Below are 24,934 nucleotides of genomic sequence, written 5' to 3'. Positions count from 1 at the left end.
TGTTAAAAAAATTTGGGGATCAGCGGAACAAACATGCCAATTGCCACAATATCAGCGGCAATGTTGTATTGGCGGGCCTTGCGAAAAAAGCTTTCAACAGTTTGATTGCCCGCATCTTCTGGGACTTAACAGTGTTCACAGACACATGTAGTTCCCTTGCAATCTCTTCATTCCTCAGCCCCTGAAAATACCCCAGGTTCAGCACGCTGCGGCAGCCTTGCGGTAATTTCTGCAGGGCCTGGTGAACATCAGCCAGCACTTCAGCTGTCATCATCCGTTCCAGCATATTTTCTGCAATCGCTTCTTCCTCATTGCATGTGGCTGCATATTTACGTACTACACGCTCATGCCGCCGCAGGTCCAGGAAAGCATTCTTTACGGTTACATACAGGAAAGACCGGATGGCCGCTTCATGGGAAAAATCCGCACGCCGCTCCCACAGCCGTTCAAATGCATCCTGCACCAGGTCTGCCGCTATCATCGGCGAATCCGGCAGGAAGCCCCTGGCGAAATAACACAAACGGGCATAATACCGGTCGAAGCAAAGAGCAAAAGCTCCGTGGTTGCCTGCCTGGAATTCCCTTATGTAAAAGCTTTCTTGCACAAGATGGTTGATTGAGGCCGTGGTATAAGTGAAAAACTAGTGTTAATTGTTAAATGGACATTTATTAATTAAAAATAATTAATTCAATTTAAATGCCTGCTAAAATTATTTTCTGCCGGTTTCGCCAATTAATTTACAAAACAATTTAACAACATACAATAGTGAGAGACATTATTATTTGCATACACTTAATTATCAAGATACAGTGAAACACCTGCTTAAAGAGCCACGGTTAAAGGTTTTTCGTCAAACAGCCATTAAAAAACAAGAAGGTAGATAAGATTATCAAGCTTGGATTTTTTTTAATTGTTAAATGAACAATTATAAAAATTAATTTCTACCTTGTTCACGAAGTTACCAGAACAGCTAGTGAGTGCTCCTCCATTTATTGCAAAGTGACCAGGATGAGAACTGCATAAAATTTCACGTTACATCAATCAGAATTTATTCAACGGGAAGAGCATGAAAGCCAATAACGGATAATCGCTTGTACGTATGGCATGCACCTTATTAGATTTACAAAAGCTCAGGCTGTTAACAGCAGGCCTGAAGGCGCTATACATTAAATTTCAAAAAGATCAACATGAAACAAATTGTACTCGGGCTTTTCTCCGTAGCTACAGTTTCTTTCTTTTCCTGTAAAACCCCGAAAGACGGGAACAACGGCGGAATGGAAGATACTGTCAGCAACAAACCACTGATGAAGGACTTCATGGGCATTAACGGTCACTTTCACTTTAAACCGGCACTCTACGGGCAGGTATGCCGGCTTGTGCGCAACTATCATAATATAGACTGGGATGTAAAGAAACCGGGAGATCCTATCACTATTCCCAATACGATCAATAACATCAACTGGAAAAGGGATGTATACGGCCCATGGAAAGAGGGCGGTTTTGAAACAGATATTTGCGTACAGTTCGCCAGCTTCGGCGGAGGGCATGATCACTTTACGGATAAGTGGAAAGGGCAGGAACAATGGAGTTATAACTATACAAAAGCCATGGCTTCATTTTACGGCCCATCCGGCGCAGAAAAGCTGGCCACTTCTTTTGAGATAGATAATGAACCGGGGCGCAGGGTAGATCTGCCCATGTTCCGCAACCTCTTTGTTCAGATGGCAAAAGGAATACGGGATGGCGATCCCAAAGCCAAAGTGGTGACACCCACCATCCATGCGCGCCCTGCAGATGATTACTCACAGGATGTGCATTCCTTTTACGGGGATGCAGATGTGCTGCCCCTGTATGATGTATTGAATGTGCACACTTATTCCACTATTCCAAAATCGGGCAACAATCCTAATAACTGGAACCGTACCTGGCCGGAAGATACTTCCGCCGTATACCTGAAAGTAGTGCAGGAAACTATTGACTGGCGTAACAGCAGCGCGAAGGGAAAAGAGATATGGGTAACGGAATTTGGTTATGATGCCTGCACGCCTGATGTAATGAAGGACAGGAAAGACTGGTGGGAGAAACTGGACTGGCAGGGCCATACTGATCTGCAGCAGGCACAATACCTCGTTCGTTCTTTCCTTGCATTTGCCACGATGGATGTAAACCGCGCATATCTCTATTACTACAACGATGATAATGAACCATCTTTTCATGCGGCATCAGGCCTTACCCGCAAGTTTGAGCCCAAGATGTCTTTCCATGCAGTAAAGCAGTTGTACGAAACACTGGGCAACTTCCGCTTTTCCCGCATCGTTAAACAGGATTATGGTCAGCTCTATGTATATGAATTCAGCAATGCCACTAACAGGATCTGGGTAGCCTGGTCCCCTACCGGCGTAAAGTCACACGAAAAAGAAGGATACCAACCAAGAGAAGCACGGGTAACGCTCACAGGCATGCCTGGCAAACCCATCAGTGCAAAGACCATGGCCACCGCAGCAGGAGACGCTCCCAACGCAACCTGGGAACAGGTGGATAACAATAGCATCAGCATTACTATCGGGGAAAGCCCCACTTACATTCTCATGAAGAAATAGATCTCCAAATCCTCTGTTATGAAAAAATTTCTATCACTCCTATGCATGATCCCATGCCTTTCCGCCGGCTACCTGAATGCCCGCGGAGGGGTTAGCGGACACAGCGCGCGCCTGCTTCCGGGCATCGCTTTTCAGCAGGAAGTCACCATCACCGGCACCATCAAGGACCAAAAGGGGGAATTGCTCCCGGGTGTTACGGTACGTGTTAAAAACCAGTCTATTGCCGCTATCACCAATGAATCAGGCAGGTACAGCCTGAAAGTACCGGACCGCAATGTAATACTGGTGTTCACCTTTATGGGGTATGTAGCCCAGGAAAGAAGTGTAGGCAGTGGCAACATCCTGGATGTTACCATGCCGGAATCTTCTGAAAATCTTGGCGAAGTGATTGTGGTGGGTTACGGTACACAAAAGAAAGTATCTGTAACAGGTGCGATCTCTTCTGTTACTACCAAAGACCTTTTACAATCACCTGTTGCCAACATCAGTAACTCTCTTGCCGGCCGCATGTCCGGCCTGCTGGCCAGGCAATCCAGCGGAGAACCGGGTAAGGATGGCTCTACACTGCGGATACGGGGCGTGGGCACTTTCACCGGATCGCAGGAACCGTTGATCATGGTAGATGGTATTGAAGTATCCAACTACAACAATATTGATCCGAATGAAATTGAGAGTGTCAGCATCCTGAAAGATGCATCGTCTACCGCCATCTACGGTGTGCGCGGTGCAAACGGTGTGCTGCTGATCACTACCCGCCGTGGTAAGGAAGGTAAACCACAATTGAACCTCACCACCAATGCCGCGCTTAATAGCTTTGTGGACTTGCGCGAACCGATGAACAGCGGGGAATATACCCGCTCTTATAATGCCGCCAGGAAATACGACAGCTATATCACCAGCGCTGTTTATACACCACGTTTCAGTGATGCAGATATTGCAAAATATGAATCAGGGGAAGATCCCATCATGTACCCCAGTACCAACTACTATGATATGCTGCTGAAAAAAACATCGCTGCAAACACAGCAGAACCTCACCATCAGCGGCGGAACAGAGAAAACAAGGTATTTTATTTCAGGCGGTCTCTTCAACCAGGAAGCGCTTTTCAAACAAACGAAACTGGACCCGGGATGGGATGCGCAGATCAAATTCAAGCGCTATAACTTCCGCTCCAACTTCAACTTTGATGTTACCAAAAAACTGAAGATAGCACTGGACCTTTCCCTGCAGAATGAACATCGCAGAGGCTCCAACTGGAATACGAACCGTATCATACAGGCTATCGGGGATGCACCACCCTGGCAATCACCCGGCATCCTGGATAACAAGATCATTACACAGGGTTACAGCCAGCCTGTCAGCCCTGTTGTGAACCTGCTCGGATCAGGTTATTCAAAAGAATACATCAGCTATCTCAACGGTACGGTAAGAGTGGATTATGACCTGGATGTGATCATAAAAGGGCTTTCCATTCATGGTAAAATATCTTACCAGAACTTTAACAGTAAACGGGATACCTACAGCAAAAACGTAGTAACCTATTCTGTAAGAAGAGAAGCAGATGGCAAACTGCTGTTCAGGCCACAAAGCCTGGAAGAGCCCTTTGGTTACTCGGAAGCTATCGGCAAGAACAGGCGCAGTTATGCAGAAGCAGGCCTGAATTACAACCGGGTTTTCGGACATCATACGGTAACCGGCCTCCTGCTCTACAACCAGACAAAATTATTTGACCCCAACCTGGCCTTCCTGGTGCCCAATGGTTACCAGGGGCTGGTGGGGCGTATCACTTACTCTTATAAAGACCGTTACCTGCTGGAGTATAACGCGGGATATAACGGAACAGAAAATTTTGCCGAAGGCCGCCGCTTTGGTTTCTTCCCTGCTTATTCCGCAGGCTGGATACCTTCTATGGAATCCTTCTTCCCGCAGAATGACATTGTTACTTTCCTGAAGATCAGGGGTTCTTACGGAGAAGTGGGGAACGACAAACTGAATAATGCGCGTTTCCTTTATCGTCCTACTTCCTATACCTACTCCAATGGTTATTATTTCGGAGAGGCAGGTGTGAACTTTTCGCAATACACTACTCCTGTGGAAGGCGCACTGGGCAATGAACTGCTTACCTGGGAAAGAGCGGCCAAGAAGAACATTGGCCTGGAAGTGAAATTCTGGAAGAATAAGTTTGCTATCACTGCAGATTATTTCTCTGAAATGCGGAGCAATATCCTAGCTTCCCGGCAGACCATCCCGGTGATCACCGGCGCCACCTTCCCTCCTTACAACTTTGGTAAGATGCAGAACAAAGGTATAGATGGCGACATCTCCTTTAATGATCATGCCGGCAATGTGCAATACTGGGTAAGAGGTACTTTCACCTTTGCCCGCAACAAGATCCTGGAAATGGACGAGATCCCGCAACCCATGCCGTACCAGCAACGTACCGGGCATCGTGTGGGGCAATACTTCGGCCTTATCTCGGAAGGACTATATAATACTTGGGCTGAGGTGAATGATGCAAAAAGACCTGCCTCGCAATGGAACAATAATAAGATACAACCTGGTGATATCCGTTACAGGGATGTAAATGGGGATGGCATTATTTCAGAGAGCGATTACGTGCCCATCGGTTACTCCAATTTCCCGGAACAATTATACGGCATGTCCTTCGGCGCGAGCTATAAAGGATTTGATATTTCCGTACTCTTCCAGGGTGCAACGAAAGTAAGTACTGACCTTCCTTCACGTGCTAAGATTGCGTTCCCGCTGGACATAGGCGCTTACAAAGGCCTGCTGGAAAGCTGGTCGCAGGAAAGATATGAGCGGGGCCTCCCTATCAATTACCCTCACCTGGCTATTGGTACGGATGCGCAGCAGCATAACTATAAAGAATCCAACTTCTGGATCAGGGATGCCAGTTATGTGCGGTTGAAGAATATGGAGATTGGTTATACCCTTTCTGCCAATACGCTGAGAAGGATCGGCATCAGTGCTGCCCGTTTCTATGTGAACGGCAATAACCTGCTCACCTGGCATAAGCTGCCCCCCGGTATTGATCCGGAACAACCTGTTAACATGTACGATGGGAACAGCAATGGTGCAGAACCCTACCCTATTGTGAAAACCATCAACTTCGGTCTTAATCTTAAATTCTGATGAGCATGAAAAAATTACATGCACTCTATATACTGGGCCTGTGCAGTGTGCTTTCTATCTCCTGTGAGAAGAAGTTCCTGGACAAAGCACCCGGCGTGGACGTTACAGAAAACACCATGTTCTCTTCACAGACAGAACTGGAAATGTATGTGGCCAGTCTTTACCGTCACGGGATCCATCATGGCCTTCCTACGGAAGACAGAAGTCTTACCAATGCCGCCACCTACGATATTTCCGCCGGCGCAACCGATGAAGCAGAATACGCTGTAGGCTGGCTGACAGGTCAGCGCTGGAACTCCGCCAACATTACCGCCAGCGATATCGTAAACCTGGAGGATTATCGTTTCTTCCTCCGCTGGACAGCTATTCGCATGTGCAACATTATCATGGAAAGAGTAGATGAAGTGCCCAACATTACGCCTGCTTACCGCGACCAGGTTTACGGGGAAGCAAGATTTATACGGGCGCTGAATTACCTTGAGATGATCAAACGTTATGGTGGCGTTCCCATCGTAGATAAAAGATTTCAGCTCACAGATGATCTGAACCTGGGCAGGAACACCATTGAAGAATGTATCAATTTTATTGTGAACGATGCTACGGATGCAGCTGCCAAATTACCGCCTGTTTATCCCAGTACCATGCGCGGGCGTGCTACGAAGGGTGCAGCACTCATGCTCAAATCAAGAGCATTGCTGTATGCTGCCAGCCCGCTGTTCAATGCAGCACAACCTTACCTGAGCCTGGGTGGCGATAAAGATAAACTCATCTGTTACGGCAACTACGATAAGAACCGCTGGAAGCTGGCCGCAGATGCAGCCAAAGCAGTTCTGGACTGGGCGCCTACCGGCGGTATTCACCTGATCACAGACAAAGGAGTAACGGCGAACTATAAATACCAATGGTCTACCAACGATAATGCAGAGATCATCCTTGCCAGCAAAAACTACGGTCCGCGCAACGCATGGGAGATCCCCTGGGCAACCATGAAGCCGAATACCCTTTCTAATTCAGGATGGGCAGGTGTAATGGTTACCTTCAACTTTATCAGGAAATATGAAAAGACCGATGGTACGCCGCAAACATGGCCACTCGCAGGCGGTAACAACCTGTTTCAGAAATATGATGAACTGGACCCCCGTTTTAAACAAACAGTTGCTTATCATAATTCCTACTGGAACAGGGAAGATCCAAAATTCAACTGTCTCAACAGCCAGCTTGGCCATTGGATGCATAAACTGATCCCCGAGGCTTTGCATAACGGCGCCGCGCAGATACCTAACTGGCAGATCTTCCGGCTGGCAGAAGCCTACCTCAATTATGCAGAAGCGCTCAACGAATTTAACGATGGGCCTAATACAGATGCCTATACAGCAGTGAATGAAATCCGCAGGCGCTCCGGCATGCCTGATCTTCCGGCCAATCTTTCCCAGGCAGACTTCAGGCAGCGTGTACATAACGAACGGGATATTGAACTGGCCTTTGAAGATCACCGCTTCTGGGATATACGCCGCTGGATGATAGCAGAAGACAACGGTGTGATGAAGGGAGATTTCTGGGGGCTGAAACTGGCTGCTATAACAGGCAGTACGGAGATCAATTTTACGCCGTTCATTTTTGAGCAGCGTTCTTTCCCGAGAAAGATGTACCTGCATCCCTTCATCCTTTCTGAAGTGAACAAAGGGCATATCATTCAAAATCCTGGTTGGTAACTGATCCTTCAATCGTAAAAAGCATTACATGAAATCAAGTATATATCCTCTCTTTACCCGGCAGCGGTTTGTAGCACTGGCATTCGCCTGTTCTGCAGGCTGGCATGCTTCTGCCCAAACGGTGCGGCCTGATTCCGTTGAGGTACCTTATGGCCGGCAGGCAGCCTGGATGGTTACGGGAGCTGTTTCTTCCGTACAGGGCAATGAACTAAAGAAAACCTTTAACACCAACCTGGGCAATACGCTTTACGGACGCCTCCCCGGGCTTACAGTACAGGCTGGCAGCAGTGAAAATGGGGTAAATACACCCGGTATGGTGATCAGGGGTGTTGGCACTTTTGGCGCTGCCGATACCAAGGTACTCGTATTAGTAGATGGTTTTGAAAGCACCTTTGCACAACTGGTGCCGGACGAAGTGGAATCCATCACTATCCTCAAAGATGCGGCCGCAGTTGCGTTGTATGGTAGCAGAGGCGCTAATGGCGTGATGCTGGTCACTACTAAAAAGGGAGTAAAAGGAGCATTAAAAGTAGGCTTTGGTGTACAATACGGCTTCAATAAACCAATTGCACTTCCTAAGAACCTGCGCTCTTATGATTATGCCACCCTATACAACGAAGCTTTGCAGAACGATGGCAAAGCACCGATGTATACCAACAGTGACCTGGAAGCATACAGGAGCGGCAACGATCCTTACTTTCATCCTGATGTGAACTGGTACGATCAGATACTGCGCAAAGCTGCACCCATGAGTAATTACAATCTTACCTTCAATGGTGGTAATGAAACCGTACGTTACTTTGTAGCACTGAACGCACTCACCAGCCAGGGCCTGCTGATCAAAGCAGGAGATAAAGAAGAGGAAAGCAGTAATTCCAAATTCCAGCGTTACAACTTCCGCACGAATGTAGATATCAATATCACCCAAAAGCTCACAGCTGCTATCAGATTGGGCGGTACAGTGGAAGACAAGGCGAACCCCGCCGGCAATACCACCGCTAACCTCTTTGGGCTCGCAGCATCTATTCCTTCCAATGCCTTCCCGGTTTATTTGCCGGACGGCAGCTTTGGCGGCAATGCCCTGTATGCGAACCCGCTCGGCAATGTATTGCAGACAGGTTCCTATACCTCCAATGGCAGAACGCTGCAGGGATCGCTGCGGTTAACACAACAGCTGGACTTTATTACTCCCGGGCTGAGTGTTTCAGGTGCGCTGGCATTGAACACTTACTTTAACAGCTACTCCAACAAGAGCAAACAATACGAACGTTTTTCTATTTCACGGAACAGCAACGGCGATACCGTGATCACCCGCTTCGGGCAAAAAACATCGCTGGCCGGAGATGAAAGCCGTTCAGACCAATGGCGGAACTATGCTTTACAGGGATTCCTCAACTACGACCGCAGCTTTGGCATTCACAATATTTCCGCGATGCTGATGTATAACCAGGATAGTTATTCCATCAGCGGCAATAATCTGCCTTACAAACATATCAACGGAGGCGCACGCATTACGTATGCTTACGATGAACGGTATATAGCGGAAGTGAATATGTCCTATATGGGTTCTGAAAATTTCCCTAAGGGGAAAAGGTTCGGTTACTTCCCCGCGTTCTCTGCAGGATGGATAGCCTCCAATGAAAATTTCCTGAAAGAGAATAAAGTGATCAGCTTCCTGAAACTGCGCGCATCTTATGGTCTCACAGGAAATGATCTTATCGGCGGGCCCCGCTTTATGTTCGATCAGTTATTCCCCTTCGGCGCATCGCCTTACTTTGGAACAGGCAATAACGGTACTGCCGGCATCTATGAAGGCACACCAGCCAATCCCGATGTAACCTGGGAGAAAGAAACAAAAACCAACCTTGGCCTGGAAGCAACATTTATAGAGCGCATCAGCTTCAACCTGGATGTATTCAGTAATAGACGCCGTCACATTTTAGCACAGCCCTTTTTCACGGTTCCGCAATATGTGGGAGTAGACCTCCCTTTCCTGAATGTGGGCAAAGTAGATAATAAGGGCCTTGAAGCGGTGATTGCTTATCACAATGCAGCAGACGCGAAAGTGCAGTGGTTTGTAGAAGGAAATGCTGCTTATGCGAAGAATAAGATCGTGTACAACGCAGAAGCCGTGCAGGAGGATACTTATCTCTATCGTACAGGGCATCCGGCGGGCCAGCCTTTTGGCCTGCAAGCCATCGGCTTTTTCAAAGATGCCGCAGATATCAATGCCAGCCCGCGGCAAACTTTCACTAGTGTGCAACCCGGTGATATTAAATACAAAGATCAGAATGGTGATAACATCATAGACCAGAACGACGTCAATGCCATCGGTAACTCCTACCTCCCTACCCTTACTTATGGCCTGCATGCAGGTGTAAAGTTCAGAGGGTTTGACCTGGATGTTTTCTTCCAGGGGGTGAGCGGCAGTACCGTTACACTGGGTAACCAGTTCTATGCTTTCCAGAACAACAGGTCTGCGCCGGAAATGGCAAAGGACCGGTGGACGCCTGCCACGGCGGCATCTGCCACTTACCCGCGTTTGTCCTCCGCAAATAACCTGAACAATTACCGTTTTTCTTCTTTCTGGCAGCGTGATGGCAGCTATCTCAAGCTACGCAGCCTGGAGCTGGGTTATTCCCTGCCGAAACAAACGCTTTCCAGGATAAAGCTAACCAGCGCCAGGATCTTCATTAATGGTAATAACCTGTTTTCCGTGGATGATATAGCAGGCGATCTTGATCCGGAAACACTGGGTATCGGCTATCCGGCCCTGCGCACGTTCTCTGCCGGCTTTAGAATTGAACTTTAAAAGCAACGATCTATGAAACACATTACGCTAATATACGGTGTGGCGGCACTCATCCTCCTGGGTGCCTGTGAGAAACTGGACCGTGAAGTGATCACGAACATCACCGAAAAACAAGTAACACAATCCTATCAGTACTCCAGCTACCGGCAGGCCATACTCTATACGGAACTGCCGGAAGGTTTCCTGCAGGTGGACAGGGCTATGATGGCTTCTGCCAGCGATGAAGCGGAATACACGCAGGAAAACGCCAACATACAGAAATTCAATAACGGCTCCTGGAATGCCTACGATAATCCGGATAATGCATGGGCGAAATACTATAAGGCTATCCGGCGCGTGAACCAGTTCCTCGCTTCTTCAGACAGCATTAACCTGGAAACTTACCGCCTGAGCACTAACCCTTCCGATCAGCTGATCTATCAGCAAAGAACAGCAGAGATCACACGCTGGAAACTGGAAGCGCGTTTCCTGAGAGCGTTCTTTTATTTTGAACTGGTGAAACGTTACGGAGGCGTTCCAATTCTCACCGAAGAACTAAGTGTAACAGCAGATTTTTCCAAAGTGGAAAGGAATTCGCTTGAAGCCTGCATCCAGTTCATTGTGAAAGAATGTGATGAAAGCGGGGCAGGATTACCACCCAAGTCTGCAGACGCGGATCTTGGCAGGGCTACAAAAGGTGCTGCACTTGCATTGAAAAGCCGCGCACTGCTCTATGCTGCAAGCGACCTCTTCAATACCCCCACCTGGTCCGGCGGTTACAGTAAACCGGAACTGATATCCATGCCTGCCGGCAACCGTACACAACGCTGGAAGGATGCCGCCAATGCTGCCAAAGCAGTACTGGACCTTGCAGGTACCGGTTACTGGATCCACTGGGAATACGGTCCGCTCTTCAATACATTTAACTCACCGGAGATCATCTTAACACGCAGGAACGGGCCCAGCAATGAATTTGAGAAAGCCAACTTCCCTATAGGTTACAACCTGGGAGAAAGCGGTAACACACCTTCTCAAAACCTTGTAGATGCATATGAAATGACAGACGGCACAGCTTTCAACTGGAACAATCCGGCACATGCAGCAGATCCTTATGCCAACCGTGATCCACGTCTGCGCTTAAGCATCATCACTAATAACACCTGGTTCAACAGCCGCAATGTGGAATTGTGGGCAGGCGGGCGTGATGGACAAGGGATTCCATTAGCCAGCAAAACAGGCTACTACATGAAAAAATATCTCAGCGAATACACAGACCTGTTGCAGAACAGAACGAGTGTACACAGCTGGATCCTCATCCGCACCGCTGAAATATTCCTGAACTATGCAGAAGCGCTGAATGAATGCGAACCGGGCAATCCGGATATCGCACAGTATGTCAATTATGTGCGCGGGCGTAGCACTATCGGTATGCCTCCCCTGCCTGCCGGTCTTTCCCAAGCACAGATGCGGGAAAGGATACGGAATGAACGCAGGGTGGAATTTGCATTTGAAGATCACCGCGCCTGGGATGTACGCAGGTGGATGCAGGGACCACAATACTTCGGTACACCGCTCAGGGGTGTGAACATCACACGCAATGCTAACGGAACATTCACTTACACGCCCGCCGTTGTGGAGCAAAGGGTGTTTGAACCGAAGATGTACCTGTATCCTATTCCCAAAGGAGAATTATTCATCTCTCCAAAACTGGTGCAAAATCCTTTATGGTAAAACTATCATTCATGAGAAAAAGTATCAACATACTCGCGCTGTTAAGCTGCTTCGCCGTATCCTGCAAATACAATGAGGTGGTGGAAGCCAGCTATCCTGACCAAAAAATATATTTTCCTGCAGCACGCGAAGGCAGGTTCACGATCAACAATGTCGCTGAGCCGGGTCAGCCTTTTCGTTACGAAGTAAACCAGGAAAAGTTCAATATCCCGCTCAGTGTATTCCGTGGCGCCGTGAGCAGGTCCGGTGGTATTGCCGTCAACATCCAGGTAAATAACGATACCATCAATAGGCTGATCACAGATGGCACGCTGCTGAATACGGAACTGCTGCCGGCTGACCAATACACTATCCCCACCACAGTGCAGATAGATAACGGCCAGGAAAGTGCGCAAATGGCCGTAAGTATTAACATGGCTTACCTGGTAGCGAATGCCGGCAAACAAAAAGCCCTGTGCCTGAAACTATCCGGCAGCGGAGTAAGTACAAACCCTGCACTGGACAAACTGGTATTACTCATCGATCCTATCATGTTCACTCCGGTGGCAGCTTTTCAGGCAGCGCCCAAAACAGGTGATCCTAAAACCATCCGTTTTTCCAATCAATCTAAATATGCATTAAAGTACAGCTGGAACTTTGGGGACAATGGTGCTTCTGAACTGAAGTCACCTGAACATAAGTACACAGCTGCCGGCACATATGAAGTAACGTTAACGGCTGAAGGGATTGCAGGCGCACCAAAAAAACATACTTACAAAACAACTATTACAGTATTATGAGAGTGGTCATAGGTTTATGCACGCTGCTGTTTGGTATGGCAGCGTGCACCCCGGCTCCGCAGCAACCACAGAACAACCTCTTCACTTATGTGGAAGGTGCTGAAACCCGCTGGAGCAGCCCGGAAAATATCCATGCAGAAAAAGGGAAAGGAGCCTCCGCCAATGATGGTGCAAAAGGTCACCCATATGACAGTATCGACAACGGCGCATCACTGGCATTGCTGGATGTTCAGGGGCAGGGCATCGTGAACCGCATCTGGATCACCATTAATGACCGGTCTCCTGAAATGCTCCGCTCCCTGAAACTGGAAATGTTCTGGGATAATGAAAAACAACCAGCCGTTTCAGCACCGCTGGGAGATTTCTTTGGTGTAGGGCTTGGACGCATGGCCAAGTTTGAAAATGCTATGTTTGCCAGCCCCGAAGGCCGTTCCTTCCTCTGCCACATTCCCATGCCTTTCCGCAAAGGCGCAAAGATCGTGGTAACAAATGAATCTGGTAAAAAGCTGAATCACATCTTCTTCGATGTCAATTTCCAGTACCTGAAAAATTGGGATGATCAATACCTGTATTTCCATGCTTACTGGCATCGTGATACGGCTACTACACCGGGTAAGGATTTTGAACTGCTGCCACACGTAGAAGGGAAAGGCCGTTTCCTGGGTGTGAATGTGGGCGTAAATGCCAACCCTGCCTATAACAATTCCTGGTGGGGCGAAGGAGAAGTGAAAATGTTCATTGATGGCGATAAGGACCTGCCTACCCTCGTAGGCACTGGCACAGAAGATTATATCGGTACTGCATGGTCGCAGGGCTGGTTCTGCAACCAGTATTCCGGTTGCCTGGTAGATGACTGGCCGAACAAGCAATGGTCCTTTTACCGTTTTCATATTCCTGATCCTATCTTCTTTTCCGGCGATTGCCGTGTAACCATACAGCAGATCGGGGGAGATTTCAAAAAGAATATGCTGCCCATTCAGCAGGAAGGAAAAGCGAAAGTGATACCTGTTACCATCGGCGGAGCATATGCAAAAACCAATCACCTGTTCAGTAAGGATAGTGTACGGTCATTAGCCGATCCGTCTTTACCGGAGGGCTGGACGAATTATTACCGCTCAGACGATGTATCCGCAACAGCTTATTTTTATTTGGGTACGCCCTCGAATAATTTACCGGCCCTGCAAAGCGTAGGTATCCGAACAACACAATTAAGAAGTAAAACGCCGTCACCGCAAAAGTGACAGCACCGCCAGACGAGGCCGCCCTTTTTAAGAGGCGGCCTTTTATTTGGATAATTGGTTTTAGCCGCTATCTTTGGAACCGGCCTGAAGGGTAAATGGCTGGTATGCAGGAATTCAACCAAGATAAAGAACTATTCCACCTCATCGCAGCAGGTGACGAAGCAGCTTTCCGCCGCCTGTTCCATTTGCATGTACCTAAACTACTGCCCACCGTACAACATCTTACCAAAAATGCCTCTGTTACAGAAGATATTCTGCAGGAAGCTTTTCTGAAATTATGGCTGAGCCGTGATAAACTCCCTGGAATAGAGCACCCTTACTCATGGCTGTTAAAGATCGTTTACTACCAGTGTTTCTCCTACCTGCGCCACCAGGCGGTGCATCATAAAGCGATGGGCATCATTGCAGAAAGGCGCTCTGAGAACATCATGGAAGACGATATGGCTTTTAATATGCTTATGCGTACCGTTGGAGAAGCAGTGCAACAATTACCCCCGCAGGCCAAACGGATCTATCAGCTCAGCCGGGAAAACGGCTTAAAAATTCCTGAGATCGCCCAGGAACTGCATATTTCGCCCAATACCGTTAAAAATTCCCTTGTTCGTTCCCTCCAGAGCATACGCCAGTACATTGAGCGGGCAGGGCATTTCCTCCCGTTATTTATCCTCTGGTATTTTTTTTAGGGTTGATAGGTCCTAATCTTTCACTTGCGCGTCTGTATAATAAACCGATGCAAAATTGATATTCCACGAACGCTTTGCTTACCTGTTGAAACAGGCTGCGCAACACTCCGCCACCGCTGCTGAGCTGGAAGAACTATGTGAACTGCTGAAAAGGGAAGAGATCTCTCCTGAGCTACTGCCCGATATGCCGCCCGTATCATACGATGCCGCGCATTGGGATAATATTGCCTCCGGTATCCTGGCGGCAGATAAACAAAACATTATTCCTATACGCGCCAAACGCCGCTGGTTATGGGCGGCCGCTGGCGTGGCCCTGCTTGTTACCGCCGCCGGTTACTTCCTCTTCCAGCCAACAACTATCCGGCAACCGGTTATAGCTGTTAAACCATCTCCTCCACAGGATATCGCGCCTGGCGGTAACAGGGCTACCCTGGTACTCGGCGATGGTTCACAACTTACGCTGGATAGCGCAGCCAACGGTACACTCAGCCAGCAGGGGAACACACAGGTGGTTAAACTGGCCAATGGCCAGCTGGCCTACCAAACAGCCGGCCAATCATCCATCCAGACCATTTTTTACAACACCATCTTTACGCCCCGGGGTGGCAAGTACAAGGTTACCCTGCCGGATGGCAGTAAAGTATGGCTCAATGCTGCGAGCAGCCTTCGTTATCCCACCGCCTTTACAGATACCCGCAGCGTAGAGCTGAATGGGGAAGCCTACTTTGATATAGCGCCGGATGCATCCCATCCTTTCATTGTTAGTTCTGGTAAAACAGTTGTAGAAGTATTAGGTACCACTTTTAACATGATGGCGTATACAGATGAAGCCAACATCAGGACTACCCTGCTCAGCGGCGCAGTAAAAGTGAACGGGCAAAAACTGAAGCCTGGCCAGTGTGCCAGCATCTCCAACGGTAAGTTAAGCATTGAAGAAGAGGTGAACACAGAAGCAGCTGTGGCCTGGAAGAATGGGTATATACAGTTTGAAGGGAACAACATCCGTTCCGCCATGCGCCAGATCAGCCGCTGGTATGATGTGGAAGTAACATACAGGGGAGAAGTGCCTTCCCACTTCAGGGGTATTATTCCCAGTGACGTACCCGTATCTGAAGTATTGAAAATGATGGAGATGACGGGAGAAGTAACATTTGAGATCAGCGGGAGAACGATCATAGTATCTCCTGGTAAATAAAATAATTAAATCCACGTAATATGAGTCCTTAGGCGAAAAACGCACCGCTATGGGCCTGAAAAAGCCGGAAGTGTTCTCACCACCCCCGGCCGGTTTCGGGCCTATAATTTCACAATCGATTTCGGCAATCATTAATTATTTACCCTAACCATACAAAAGTATGCAATTGACGCTTTTTTCCCAAAGCAGGCCCCTGTGCGCTGCCAGTGGTAAAAAACATTTTCCACGATTATTCGTAAAAACGTTCCTGATCATGAAATTAACGCTGTTTTTGATCACCATAGCTATGCTGCAGTCCCATGCAGCCAGCTTTGCGCAAACAGTAACCCTTGCTCACCGAAATGCCCGGCTGGAGAAGGTTTTTAACGATATACGAAAGCAAACCGGCTACACCTTCCTCTATACAGATGAGCAATTATCCCATGCGAAAGAAATTTCAGTACAGGTAAAGGACCTCCCCCTGAAAGATGCGCTGGACCTCTGTTTCCGCAATCAGCAACTTTCCTACAGCATCAATGGCAACACCATCATCATCAAACGTAAGGAAAAGGAAGCCACACCTGCAGATATCCCTGTTAAAGGGAAAGTGCTGGATGAAAAGGGCAATCCTATTCCCGGCGCTACCATCCAGTTAAAAGGCACTTCCAAAGGAGTGGTAACAAATGGGAACGGCGAATACAGCATTGATGTGCCGGAAGGAGAAGCGGTGCTTATTATTTCCTCCCTCGGCTTCAACCGGCAGGAAATAGCCGTGAATGGCAAAACTGAGATCCCTGTTACACTCACAACTTCTGCTGCGAAGATCAATGAACTGGTAGTGATCGGTTATGGCGAACAGAAAAAAGGAACACTCACCAATGCCATCACCTCCATTTCTTCCAAAGAATTCGAGGAGCAGCCGGTGAATCGTTTTGACCAGGTATTGCAGGGCCGTTCACCCGGTGTGCAGGTGACCAATGCTACAGGTGCCCCGGGCGGCAGCGTACGCATCCGCATCAGGGGTTCCAATTCCATCAATGGGGATAATGGACCTTTATATGTGGTAGACGGTTTCCTCGGTGCAGAATTCTCTTCCATTAACCCGGATGATATTGAAAGCATCCAGATCCTGAAAGACGCTTCCGCCACCGCCATTTACGGTAGCCGCGGTTCTAACGGGGTGATCATTGTTACTACCCGGAAAGGGTCTAAAGGTGGTTTGAAAGTGAACTTCACTTCCAGGTTCTCTTCTTCCTCCGTGATCAAAAAAATGGACCTGCTGAATGCCGGAGACTTTGCGGAAACAGCGAATGCCCGCGCTACCACATTAGGCACCACACCTCCTTTTTCTGAAGCACAGGTAAATGAATTCAAAGCAAAGGGCGGCACCAACTGGCAGGATGAGATCTTCCGCAATGCCATCGGCCAGGAATACCTGCTGAATGTAAGCGGCGGTACGGATAAAGGCGGTTATTTCATTTCCGGCAACTACCTTGATCAGGATGGCGTGATCGAAAACTCTTCTTTCAAAAGATATATTATCCGCTCCAACATCAACGCGCGGATGACCAATAAACTGAGTACCTTCCTCAACATTATCGGAAACTATTCCAACGCAAAGAATATTGACATCCTGCCGGATGGGCCCCATAGCCCGCTGGCACAGGCTATCACCTGGTCTCCCACCCTGCCGGTACGCAATGCAAATGGTGCTTATACACCCAGCGATCCCATCAGTTCCGTATTCTTTAACCCGGTAGCATTAACCACAGATCAGCTGGCTATTACAGAAAGACTGCTGGCCAACCTGATCGGCGGATTCAAATATGAGGATATCGTTCCCGGCCTTTCCTTCAATCTCCAGTATGGTGTGAACTACCTGGGGTACGACAACAAATCATTTGCAGGTAAAGTAGTGAACTCCGGTTCTTCCACTACCAGCTGGCGTTCCAACAAAGAGATCAAACTGCAGAACACCAATACGCTGAACTATCATAAGGTATTTAACGGTAAACATACGCTGGACCTCACCGGTGTAATGGAATACCAGCAGTCCACCTACAACTATGTATCAGCAGGCAGCAGCAATCTTGTGTACGAAAGCTTTATGTGGAACAATCTTGCACAGGGCACACCCGGTACACCATCTTCCGGTTACTCCAAATGGAGCATCTTTTCACTGGTAGGCCGTGCCATGTATGGCTATAAAGACAAGTACCTCGTATCTGCCGCTCTCCGCCGCGATGCGTCCTCTAAATTCTTCGACGATAATAAATACAGTTACTTCCCCTCTGTTTCTGCGGGCTGGGTGATCTCCGAAGAAGATTTCCTCAAAGGGCAGAACAAACTCAGCCTCCTGAAACTCCGCGGCAGCTGGGGGCTTACAGGTAGCGAAGGCGTAGGCTCCTACAATACTTTTTCTGCCTATTCCAACCGTACCGGCTCATTCACCAACAACAGCAATGTTACCGGTATCATCCTCAACAATATCGGCAATCCCGATCTGAGATGGGAAACTACAGAGCAAAAGAACATTGGTTTGGAAGCAGGTTTTTTGAATAACCGCTTTATGGTTACGGCGGACCTGTTTGTGAAAGATACGCGCGACCTTCTGCTCACAGAAACACTTCCCTATTACCTGGGTGGCAACCCTATTACCCGTAACGTGGGATCCGTACAGAATAAAGGTTTCGAATTCTCGCTGGAAGGCGCTGTAATTGATAAAGGGTCTTTTACCTGGAACAGCTGGCTGAACTTCTCATTTATTAAGAACGATGTGCAATCCATCGGTAGCAGTAAGATCATTTTTGATCCCAACAACCGCAAGATCGGTGGTGGTATGAGCCCGCAATCAGAATTCATTGTAAGGCCGGGTGAACCACTGGGGGCTATATGGGGCCTCACTTACCTGGGTACCTGGAAACCTGCAGATGCAGCCAAAGCAGCCACTTTTGGTGCCAAACCGGGTGATGCACGTTACTTCGATAAGGATAATGACGGCGATATTGATGCAGATGATTATGATGTAATTGGGCATGGTGTACCTACCTTCTCTTTTGGTTTTAACAATACCTTCAGCTATAAGAACTTCTCTTTTAACTTCCTGCTGCATGCGTTAACCGGTTTTGATAAACTGAACTACAACAATGCAGCTACCATGTACCTGGGTGGTGATGCAAGAGAAGCCACGAATGTAGCTATTAAGAACAGGTATATACCTGGTGTGAACGAAACATCCGATATCCCTGCATTCAGTTCCACGAACCGCAACTATACACAAAGCACCCGCTTCCTGGAAAAAGCAGACTTCCTCCGTTTAAAGAACATCAGCCTGAGCTATACCATACCAAAAGCTAAACTCGCCAATAAAGTAGCGGTAAGGGTATTTGCCAGCGCCACTAACCTGTTCACGATCACCAATTACAGTGGTATAGACCCGGAAGCCAATTCCAGTGCAGGCGATATCCGCCAGGGCATTGATTACGGCGCATATCCTAATTCCAAAACATTTACAACGGGTGTAACACTCAGTTTCTAAAAAGATATTCCATGAAGAAGATATTTATCATCACACTATTATTCCTCGCTACCGGTTGCAGCAAACAATTGATAGAAGAACCGCAGGGTCTTGTGATAGGTTCTGAAGGATTAAGCAGCGAAGGCGGCCTTGAAGCGGCCCTTACCGGAGCATACGGCAGCCTGATGGTTCCCTGGGAAAGCGGATTCACTACCGTGAGCCAGATTGCCATGAGCATGGGCGCAGATGATCTTACCACGCATCCCGGCTCTAATAAAGAAGAGTTCAGGGAGTTTGATCTCTTCACCGTATCCTCCCTCAACAGCCGCATGATACCTATCTGGCGGGGTTGTTACAAAACCATTCAATCCACCACCAATATCATCAACAACTATGCTTCCGTAAAAGATGGTAATGAAAACACCATTAAAGTGATCGTAGGAGAAGCATATTTCCTCCGTGGATTGTGTTACTACTGGCTCACCCGCTTCTGGGGAGCAGTGCCCATTATTCCATCCGAAAAATACAGCCCGGAATACCTGACCCTCAAAAAGAGCACACCTGCGGAAGTGTATAAGCTCATTGAAGCAGACCTTGCCAAAGCAGAAGAATGGGTACCCAACACCAAACGCGCGGCAGGCAGGCCCAATAAAGGATCTGTAAAAGCCCTGCTGGCAGATGTATATCTCACACAAGGGGGCTGGCCCATTAAAGACGCCTCCAAATATGCATTAGCTGCTGCAAAGGCAAAAGAAGTAATAGACAATAAAGCAGCATATGCCTTTGATCTTTACCAGGGTGGTTTTCTGAAGATCTTTGCAGGCAACACCTCTGAAGATGTGTTCACTCTCTTCACCCGTGGACAGTGGATCACTTATAATTCCTTCTACGGCCTTTCCACCATGCCCGAAGATGAAACGGGTTGGAGCGACTTCTTCCCTGAGATCAAATTCTTTAATGACTTCCCTGCAGGTACCCGCAAGGATGCTACCTTCTCTACTTCCTTTGTAGTAGGTGGTAATACCATTCCCTGGCAGAACACTACCACCAAACACCCTTACTACAAAAAGTTCACTATCCAGTCCGGCACCAAGGCCACTTACATGTCTAACAATCCTGTGATCATGATCCGGTATGCGCATGTATTGCTCATCTATGCAGAAGCATTGGCCCGTTCCGGTGCAACACCTGATGCTGCAGCTTATACTGCGTTGAACGATGTACGTGTACGTGCAGGTTTGCTTCCGCTTTCAGGCCTGTCTTCCGCGGATTTCCTGAACGCAGTAATGGATGAACGCAAATGGGAATTTGCCGGAGAATGGAACCGCTGGTTCGATCTCGTGCGCCTGGAACAGGTGGAAGCTGCCAATGCAGTAAAAGATCCCGGAGATCTGAAGTTCACCGGCACCATTACCAAAGAAGATTACCTGCTGCCCATACCCGGAGCAGATGCACAGGTGAACCCTAATTTGTAATACCCTTTTTACTGCCCCGTAAGGCAGTGTTTCCTTTTAAAAAACCCACAATCCCATCGTTATGAAAAAAAAGATCACCACACTTTTGATGGGGCTCTGTTTGCTGTTATGCGGCAAACTCCAGGCCCAGTTCCTGCTTTTCGACGACATGGAAGGCAATGGTCCATGCTCCGGTCGATGGACCTCCTGGATCGGCCCGCCCACCGCTACAGGAAGCATACTGTTTAACGCAGTAAACCCAAGTATTTCAGGATTAAATCTTAGTTCACATGTAGCGAAATTTACAAAAGACACTACCTGTTCCGAATGGATGTCAACAGGCTGCACCCTCACAGATTCACTGGACATCAGCATCAATAGCACATTTAAACTACTTGTTTACAGCAGCCTGAAAGAAGATGTGCTCTTCAAATTACAACCCGGTTCAGATCACACCAAAGCCGTTTATTTCACGTACAGGATCAAAAATGCGAACACCTGGGAAGAAGCCTCCTATAACTTTTCCAGCGTAAAGAACCGTAAAGATTTCAACCGCATTGAAGTGCATTGGATGGATGGCAAAAAAGCGAACGGCACCCTGTATTTCGATTATGTACAAGGCCCCAACCCCGTTACCATTGCACTGAACAATGCCTCCATTGCCATGGGGCAGGAAGACAGTACAGTACTGGTAGCCAACCTGCATGGCAATACTTTCGATTCCGTATTACACGCTGCCAGCTGGCAGGCACTGAACCTGCCTTCTGGTGTAAACATCAGTAACGTGGTACGTGTGAACGATACCACAGCCCATATTATACTGAGTGGCAATTCACCTGTTATCTATTCCCGTACTAATTTAAAACTTACTGTTTCCGGCACTGAACTGGCCAGCCCCAACATGAGCACCTATCAGCTTACCGGCAATGTGGTACTGGAAGGGAACCCCAACTGGACGCTTGTTTTCAGCGATGAATTCAATACCACCGGCCAGCCTGATTTCAGCAAATGGACGGTAGACCCACGCCCTAAAGGCTGGATCAACGGAGAACAGCAGGTGTATACAGATACCAGTTATGATAATACCCGGCTGCGGAATGGCAACCTGGTGATCACCGGTAAAAAAGATTATCCGAATATCGTAACCACAGAACCCTGGTCATCCGGCCGCATCATTACCCAGAACAAATTTGATTTTAAATACGGTAAGGTGGAAGTAAGGGCAAAGCTGCCTAAGGCACGCGGCTCCTGGCCTGCCATCTGGCTCATGCCTACCACCAGCGCATATGGTGCCTGGCCTGCCAGCGGAGAACTGGATATTATGGAACATGTAGGTAATAACCTGGGAAAAGTACTCTCCACCGTACATACCAAAAATAGTAACTGGCAGAACGGCGGCCATTTGTCCAACACCATCACCATCCCAACCGCGCATACAGCATTTCATAAATACGCGATAGAGTGGAGTGAAGATTCCATCCGGTTCACGTACGACGATACTGTACATTGTTATACTTATCAAAACCCACATACGGATTATAAAGACTGGCCCTTTGATCAGAAGTTCCATATCATCCTTAACCTGGCCATCGGTGGTGGCATGGGTGGTGCCATTACACACGCGGATTGGCCGGACAGTCTGCTGATAGACTACGTACATGTATATCAAAAAGGCCTTGGTACACCTGTATTGGACAGTATGGTGATCAGCCCGCTGAGCCGTTCTGTTGTAGCAGGTAAACAGTTGCCATACAGTGTAAGAATATTTGACCAGAATCAACGGCCAATGAGCATTACGCCCACCTGGAGCATTACCGGCGCTGGCAATACCATTGACACAAATGGTGTAGCAACCATTAACACAGCGGGTACTGTAAAAGCAACGGCCATCTATGGCGGAGACACCTTGTCCGCTTCCACCGGTGTTACTATAAGGACCCCGAATTACAAGCTCATTCCTGCAAGGATAGAAGCAGAGAACAATGATTATACAAACATCTGCTGTACAGAAACTGCTGCAGATACCAGCGGTGTACTGAATGTGAGTTATATTGGCTCTTCTTCTTTCCTGGAATATGATATTCATGTGCCTGTTGCAGGTGCTTACCGTTTCCAGTTCAGGGTAGCAGTAAGTACTGCAAGCACCATTCAACTCCTGCGGGATAACAACGTACTTTCTACTGTTAAATTTGCGCCTACCGGTGGATGGCAGAACTGGAGGACCTTTACCACTGTTCCCATTAATCTCCCCGCAGGCAATCAGACCATCAGGATCAATGCACTGACATCCGGCTGGAATTTCAACTGGCTGAAGATTGTGAATGCGGCTGATCTGAATGTGGCTAACATTGATATTACGCCGGACAGCACCAGCGTGTTTGTGGGTGGTAAAAAACAATTCACGGCGGTGGCCTATGCCTCAGACAACAGCCGCCTGGATGTTACACCCCTGTGGAGCGCACAAAGCGGAGCAGGCAGCTTTAATTATAAAGGGGTGTTCACAGCAGATTCTACAGCAGGCATCTACCATGTATATGCATCGGTAGACAGCTTCAGTAATTCGGCGAAGATCAATATATTGCCATTGCCAAGGCTGGCACGTATTGAAATAGTGCCTGATACCATTGTGATCCCTTACGGTGCATCGCAACTGTTCACTACTAAAGGTTACGATCAGTATGACAGCGCATTTGCCGTTACCGGTGCCACCTGGAGCGTTACAGGCGCAGGCAACAGTATCACACAGGCCGGTGCTTTAACGGCTGGTACAAATCCCGGCATTGTTACTGCCACTAAAGATTCCATCAGCGGATCAGGCGTATTTACGTTGGACTACATTTGCACTTTTAACAAACGCTACGAAGCAGAAAGCGCTTCCTCCCGCCATACTGCACCCACACTGGAAGCAACCACAGATACCAGCGGCGTGCAGAACTTTACCGGTTTACTGGTGAACCATTGGTTCGCCTATAACAAACTGAATATACCTGTGCGCGGCAAGTACAACATCCGTTTCAGGGTATCTACCACTGCGGCGGCGAAGATCAGGATAGAGGAAAGTGGCATTAATTATGGTTTTATTGCCCTGCCCAATACCAATGGCCAGTGGGCAACCATTTCGGATACCATTACTTTACCCGGCTTTAGTTATGCGAACGTAAGGGTGTACCAGGGCAGCTTTAAGTTTAACTGGTTCAGTATTGATAACTGTGCGGCAGATCCCGGTGCCGGCTTTATGGCAGCCACCGGCAACCAGCATTTTAAATTTGAAAATCTCAGCAATACACTAAAGGTATATCCTAACCCGGCCACCGGTACCATTACCATGGAACTGGGTGAACATGATTACCAGTTAGTGGAGCTGCTGGATATGAATGGAAGAATGGTACGCAGATGGAATATCAGCAAAGGGGATACAAGGTTCACCAAAGCGGTGGACTTCCTCGGAAGCGGTACTTATATTTTGAGATTGGAAGGAAAAGCAGGATCTAAATCCGTACAGTTCATCAAACTGTAACACATTAAAAAGGGTCCGTTTCATACGGGCCCTTTCTTTTATATCCCTATTGGAAAAGTTCGTATATTGGATCAATCTTCTCTTTACACCCGCGTTCTGATATTATATTAACGCTCTTCACATAGGGTTCTTGTTCGGTTCTCCTTCGGTTCAGGTTCGGTTCACCTTCGGTCGGGGTATATGGGTAATATAGTATTACTGCATAGAATGCAGGGAAACAACATTTCCTTCCGTATCTTCAAAAGTACCCAAACAACCAAATGAAGGAGACACCTGTTTTTTAGGGCTGATCACCTTGCCCCCTGCCTTCTCCACACGTTTCAATACTTCACCCAGATCTTTACCGCCATTCAGCACGATCTTTATACCAATATTCGCCGGTGTATAATCCGGCCCTGATACAATAGCTGCACCAATACCTCCCGCATCCCTGTCATGTGGCAGGAAACCCATCCGTCCATCGCCCGTATCAATATCAGGCATATCATAATCATAAATAGTGCTGTAGAATTTCTTTGCCCTGTCAAAATCAGACACGGCGATTTCTACCCAGAATATGGAATCTTTGAAGAGTTTCATGTT

The 24,934-nt window shown here is 47.9% G+C and carries 14 protein-coding genes; 12 read left to right on the top strand and 2 right to left on the bottom strand.

Annotated features, from left to right (window positions below):
- Positions 1-19: 19 nt before the first annotated feature.
- On the bottom strand, positions 20-604 hold the full coding sequence (locus BUR42_RS03255) for an RNA polymerase sigma-70 factor (RefSeq protein ID WP_074237795.1): 585 nt from the start codon (positions 602-604) through the stop codon (positions 20-22).
- 583 nt (positions 605-1,187) lie between these two features.
- On the opposite strand from BUR42_RS03255, the gene BUR42_RS03250 reads away from it, so the two are divergent.
- From BUR42_RS03250 to BUR42_RS03195, 12 genes are all read left to right on the top strand, one after another.
- Positions 1,188-2,600, top strand: coding sequence for a glycoside hydrolase family 5 protein (locus tag BUR42_RS03250; RefSeq protein ID WP_074237794.1), 1,413 nt, complete (start codon positions 1,188-1,190; stop codon positions 2,598-2,600).
- A gap of 18 nt (positions 2,601-2,618) precedes the next feature.
- Positions 2,619-5,753, top strand: a complete 3,135-nt coding sequence (locus BUR42_RS03245) for a SusC/RagA family TonB-linked outer membrane protein (RefSeq protein WP_084185340.1) — start codon at positions 2,619-2,621, stop codon at positions 5,751-5,753.
- Between the two features lie 5 nt (positions 5,754-5,758).
- On the top strand, positions 5,759-7,465 hold the full coding sequence (locus BUR42_RS03240; RefSeq protein WP_084185624.1) for a RagB/SusD family nutrient uptake outer membrane protein: 1,707 nt from the start codon (positions 5,759-5,761) through the stop codon (positions 7,463-7,465).
- 28 nt (positions 7,466-7,493) lie between these two features.
- On the top strand, positions 7,494-10,277 hold the full coding sequence (locus BUR42_RS03235; RefSeq protein WP_074237789.1) for a SusC/RagA family TonB-linked outer membrane protein: 2,784 nt from the start codon (positions 7,494-7,496) through the stop codon (positions 10,275-10,277).
- A 12-nt stretch (positions 10,278-10,289) separates the two neighbouring features.
- Positions 10,290-11,987 carry a RagB/SusD family nutrient uptake outer membrane protein gene (locus BUR42_RS03230; RefSeq protein ID WP_074237787.1) on the top strand — a complete coding sequence of 566 codons (1,698 nt, stop codon included), beginning with the start codon at positions 10,290-10,292 and terminating at the stop codon, positions 11,985-11,987.
- A gap of 11 nt (positions 11,988-11,998) precedes the next feature.
- Positions 11,999-12,766 (top strand): PKD domain-containing protein, encoded by a 768-nt coding sequence (locus BUR42_RS03225; protein ID WP_074237786.1) that lies wholly within the window; start codon positions 11,999-12,001, stop codon positions 12,764-12,766.
- Entirely contained in the window at positions 12,763-14,007 is a 1,245-nt protein-coding gene (locus BUR42_RS03220) for a glycoside hydrolase family 172 protein (protein WP_074237785.1), read from the top strand. The genes BUR42_RS03225 and BUR42_RS03220 overlap by 4 nt, the downstream gene beginning before the upstream one ends.
- Positions 14,008-14,111: 104 nt before the next feature.
- On the top strand, positions 14,112-14,690 hold the full coding sequence (locus BUR42_RS03215) for an RNA polymerase sigma factor (protein WP_159442206.1): 579 nt from the start codon (positions 14,112-14,114) through the stop codon (positions 14,688-14,690).
- A 55-nt stretch (positions 14,691-14,745) separates the two neighbouring features.
- Positions 14,746-15,885 carry a FecR family protein gene (locus BUR42_RS03210; protein ID WP_074237782.1) on the top strand — a complete coding sequence of 380 codons (1,140 nt, stop codon included), beginning with the start codon at positions 14,746-14,748 and terminating at the stop codon, positions 15,883-15,885.
- A 253-nt stretch (positions 15,886-16,138) separates the two neighbouring features.
- On the top strand, positions 16,139-19,402 hold the full coding sequence (locus BUR42_RS03205) for a TonB-dependent receptor (RefSeq protein WP_159442205.1): 3,264 nt from the start codon (positions 16,139-16,141) through the stop codon (positions 19,400-19,402).
- Between the two features lie 11 nt (positions 19,403-19,413).
- Positions 19,414-20,856, top strand: coding sequence for a RagB/SusD family nutrient uptake outer membrane protein (locus BUR42_RS03200; RefSeq protein ID WP_074237778.1), 1,443 nt, complete (start codon positions 19,414-19,416; stop codon positions 20,854-20,856).
- A 61-nt stretch (positions 20,857-20,917) separates the two neighbouring features.
- Positions 20,918-24,352 (top strand): carbohydrate-binding protein, encoded by a 3,435-nt coding sequence (locus tag BUR42_RS03195; protein WP_074237776.1) that lies wholly within the window; start codon positions 20,918-20,920, stop codon positions 24,350-24,352.
- Between the two features lie 195 nt (positions 24,353-24,547).
- Here BUR42_RS03195 and BUR42_RS03190 read toward each other — a convergent pair whose 3' ends face one another.
- Positions 24,548-24,931, bottom strand: coding sequence for a VOC family protein (locus BUR42_RS03190; protein ID WP_074237775.1), 384 nt, complete (start codon positions 24,929-24,931; stop codon positions 24,548-24,550).
- Positions 24,932-24,934: the final 3 nt, after the last annotated feature.

The organism is Chitinophaga niabensis (assembly GCF_900129465.1).
GTDB classification, from domain to species: Bacteria; Bacteroidota; Bacteroidia; order Chitinophagales; family Chitinophagaceae; genus Chitinophaga; species Chitinophaga niabensis.
The sequence above is the reverse complement of the archived record's forward strand: the minus strand, read 5'-3'. Positions and strand labels throughout refer to the sequence as shown.

Excerpts from the sequence above, each read along its gene's own strand:
- BUR42_RS03250 (WP_074237794.1), top strand. The coding sequence starts at position 1,188 with ATGAAACAAATTGTACTCGGGCTTTTCTCCGTAGCTACAGTTTCTTTC.
- BUR42_RS03245 (WP_084185340.1), top strand. The coding sequence starts at position 2,619 with ATGAAAAAATTTCTATCACTCCTATGCATGATCCCATGCCTTTCCGCC.
- BUR42_RS03240 (WP_084185624.1), top strand. The coding sequence starts at position 5,759 with ATGAAAAAATTACATGCACTCTATATACTGGGCCTGTGCAGTGTGCTT.
- BUR42_RS03235 (WP_074237789.1), top strand. The coding sequence starts at position 7,494 with ATGAAATCAAGTATATATCCTCTCTTTACCCGGCAGCGGTTTGTAGCA.
- BUR42_RS03230 (WP_074237787.1), top strand. The coding sequence starts at position 10,290 with ATGAAACACATTACGCTAATATACGGTGTGGCGGCACTCATCCTCCTG.
- BUR42_RS03225 (WP_074237786.1), top strand. The coding sequence starts at position 11,999 with ATGAGAAAAAGTATCAACATACTCGCGCTGTTAAGCTGCTTCGCCGTA.
- BUR42_RS03220 (WP_074237785.1), top strand. The coding sequence starts at position 12,763 with ATGAGAGTGGTCATAGGTTTATGCACGCTGCTGTTTGGTATGGCAGCG.
- BUR42_RS03215 (WP_159442206.1), top strand. The coding sequence starts at position 14,112 with ATGCAGGAATTCAACCAAGATAAAGAACTATTCCACCTCATCGCAGCA.
- BUR42_RS03205 (WP_159442205.1), top strand. The coding sequence starts at position 16,139 with ATGAAATTAACGCTGTTTTTGATCACCATAGCTATGCTGCAGTCCCAT.
- BUR42_RS03200 (WP_074237778.1), top strand. The coding sequence starts at position 19,414 with ATGAAGAAGATATTTATCATCACACTATTATTCCTCGCTACCGGTTGC.
- BUR42_RS03195 (WP_074237776.1), top strand. The coding sequence starts at position 20,918 with ATGAAAAAAAAGATCACCACACTTTTGATGGGGCTCTGTTTGCTGTTA.
- BUR42_RS03190 (WP_074237775.1), bottom strand. The coding sequence starts at position 24,931 with ATGAAACTCTTCAAAGATTCCATATTCTGGGTAGAAATCGCCGTGTCT.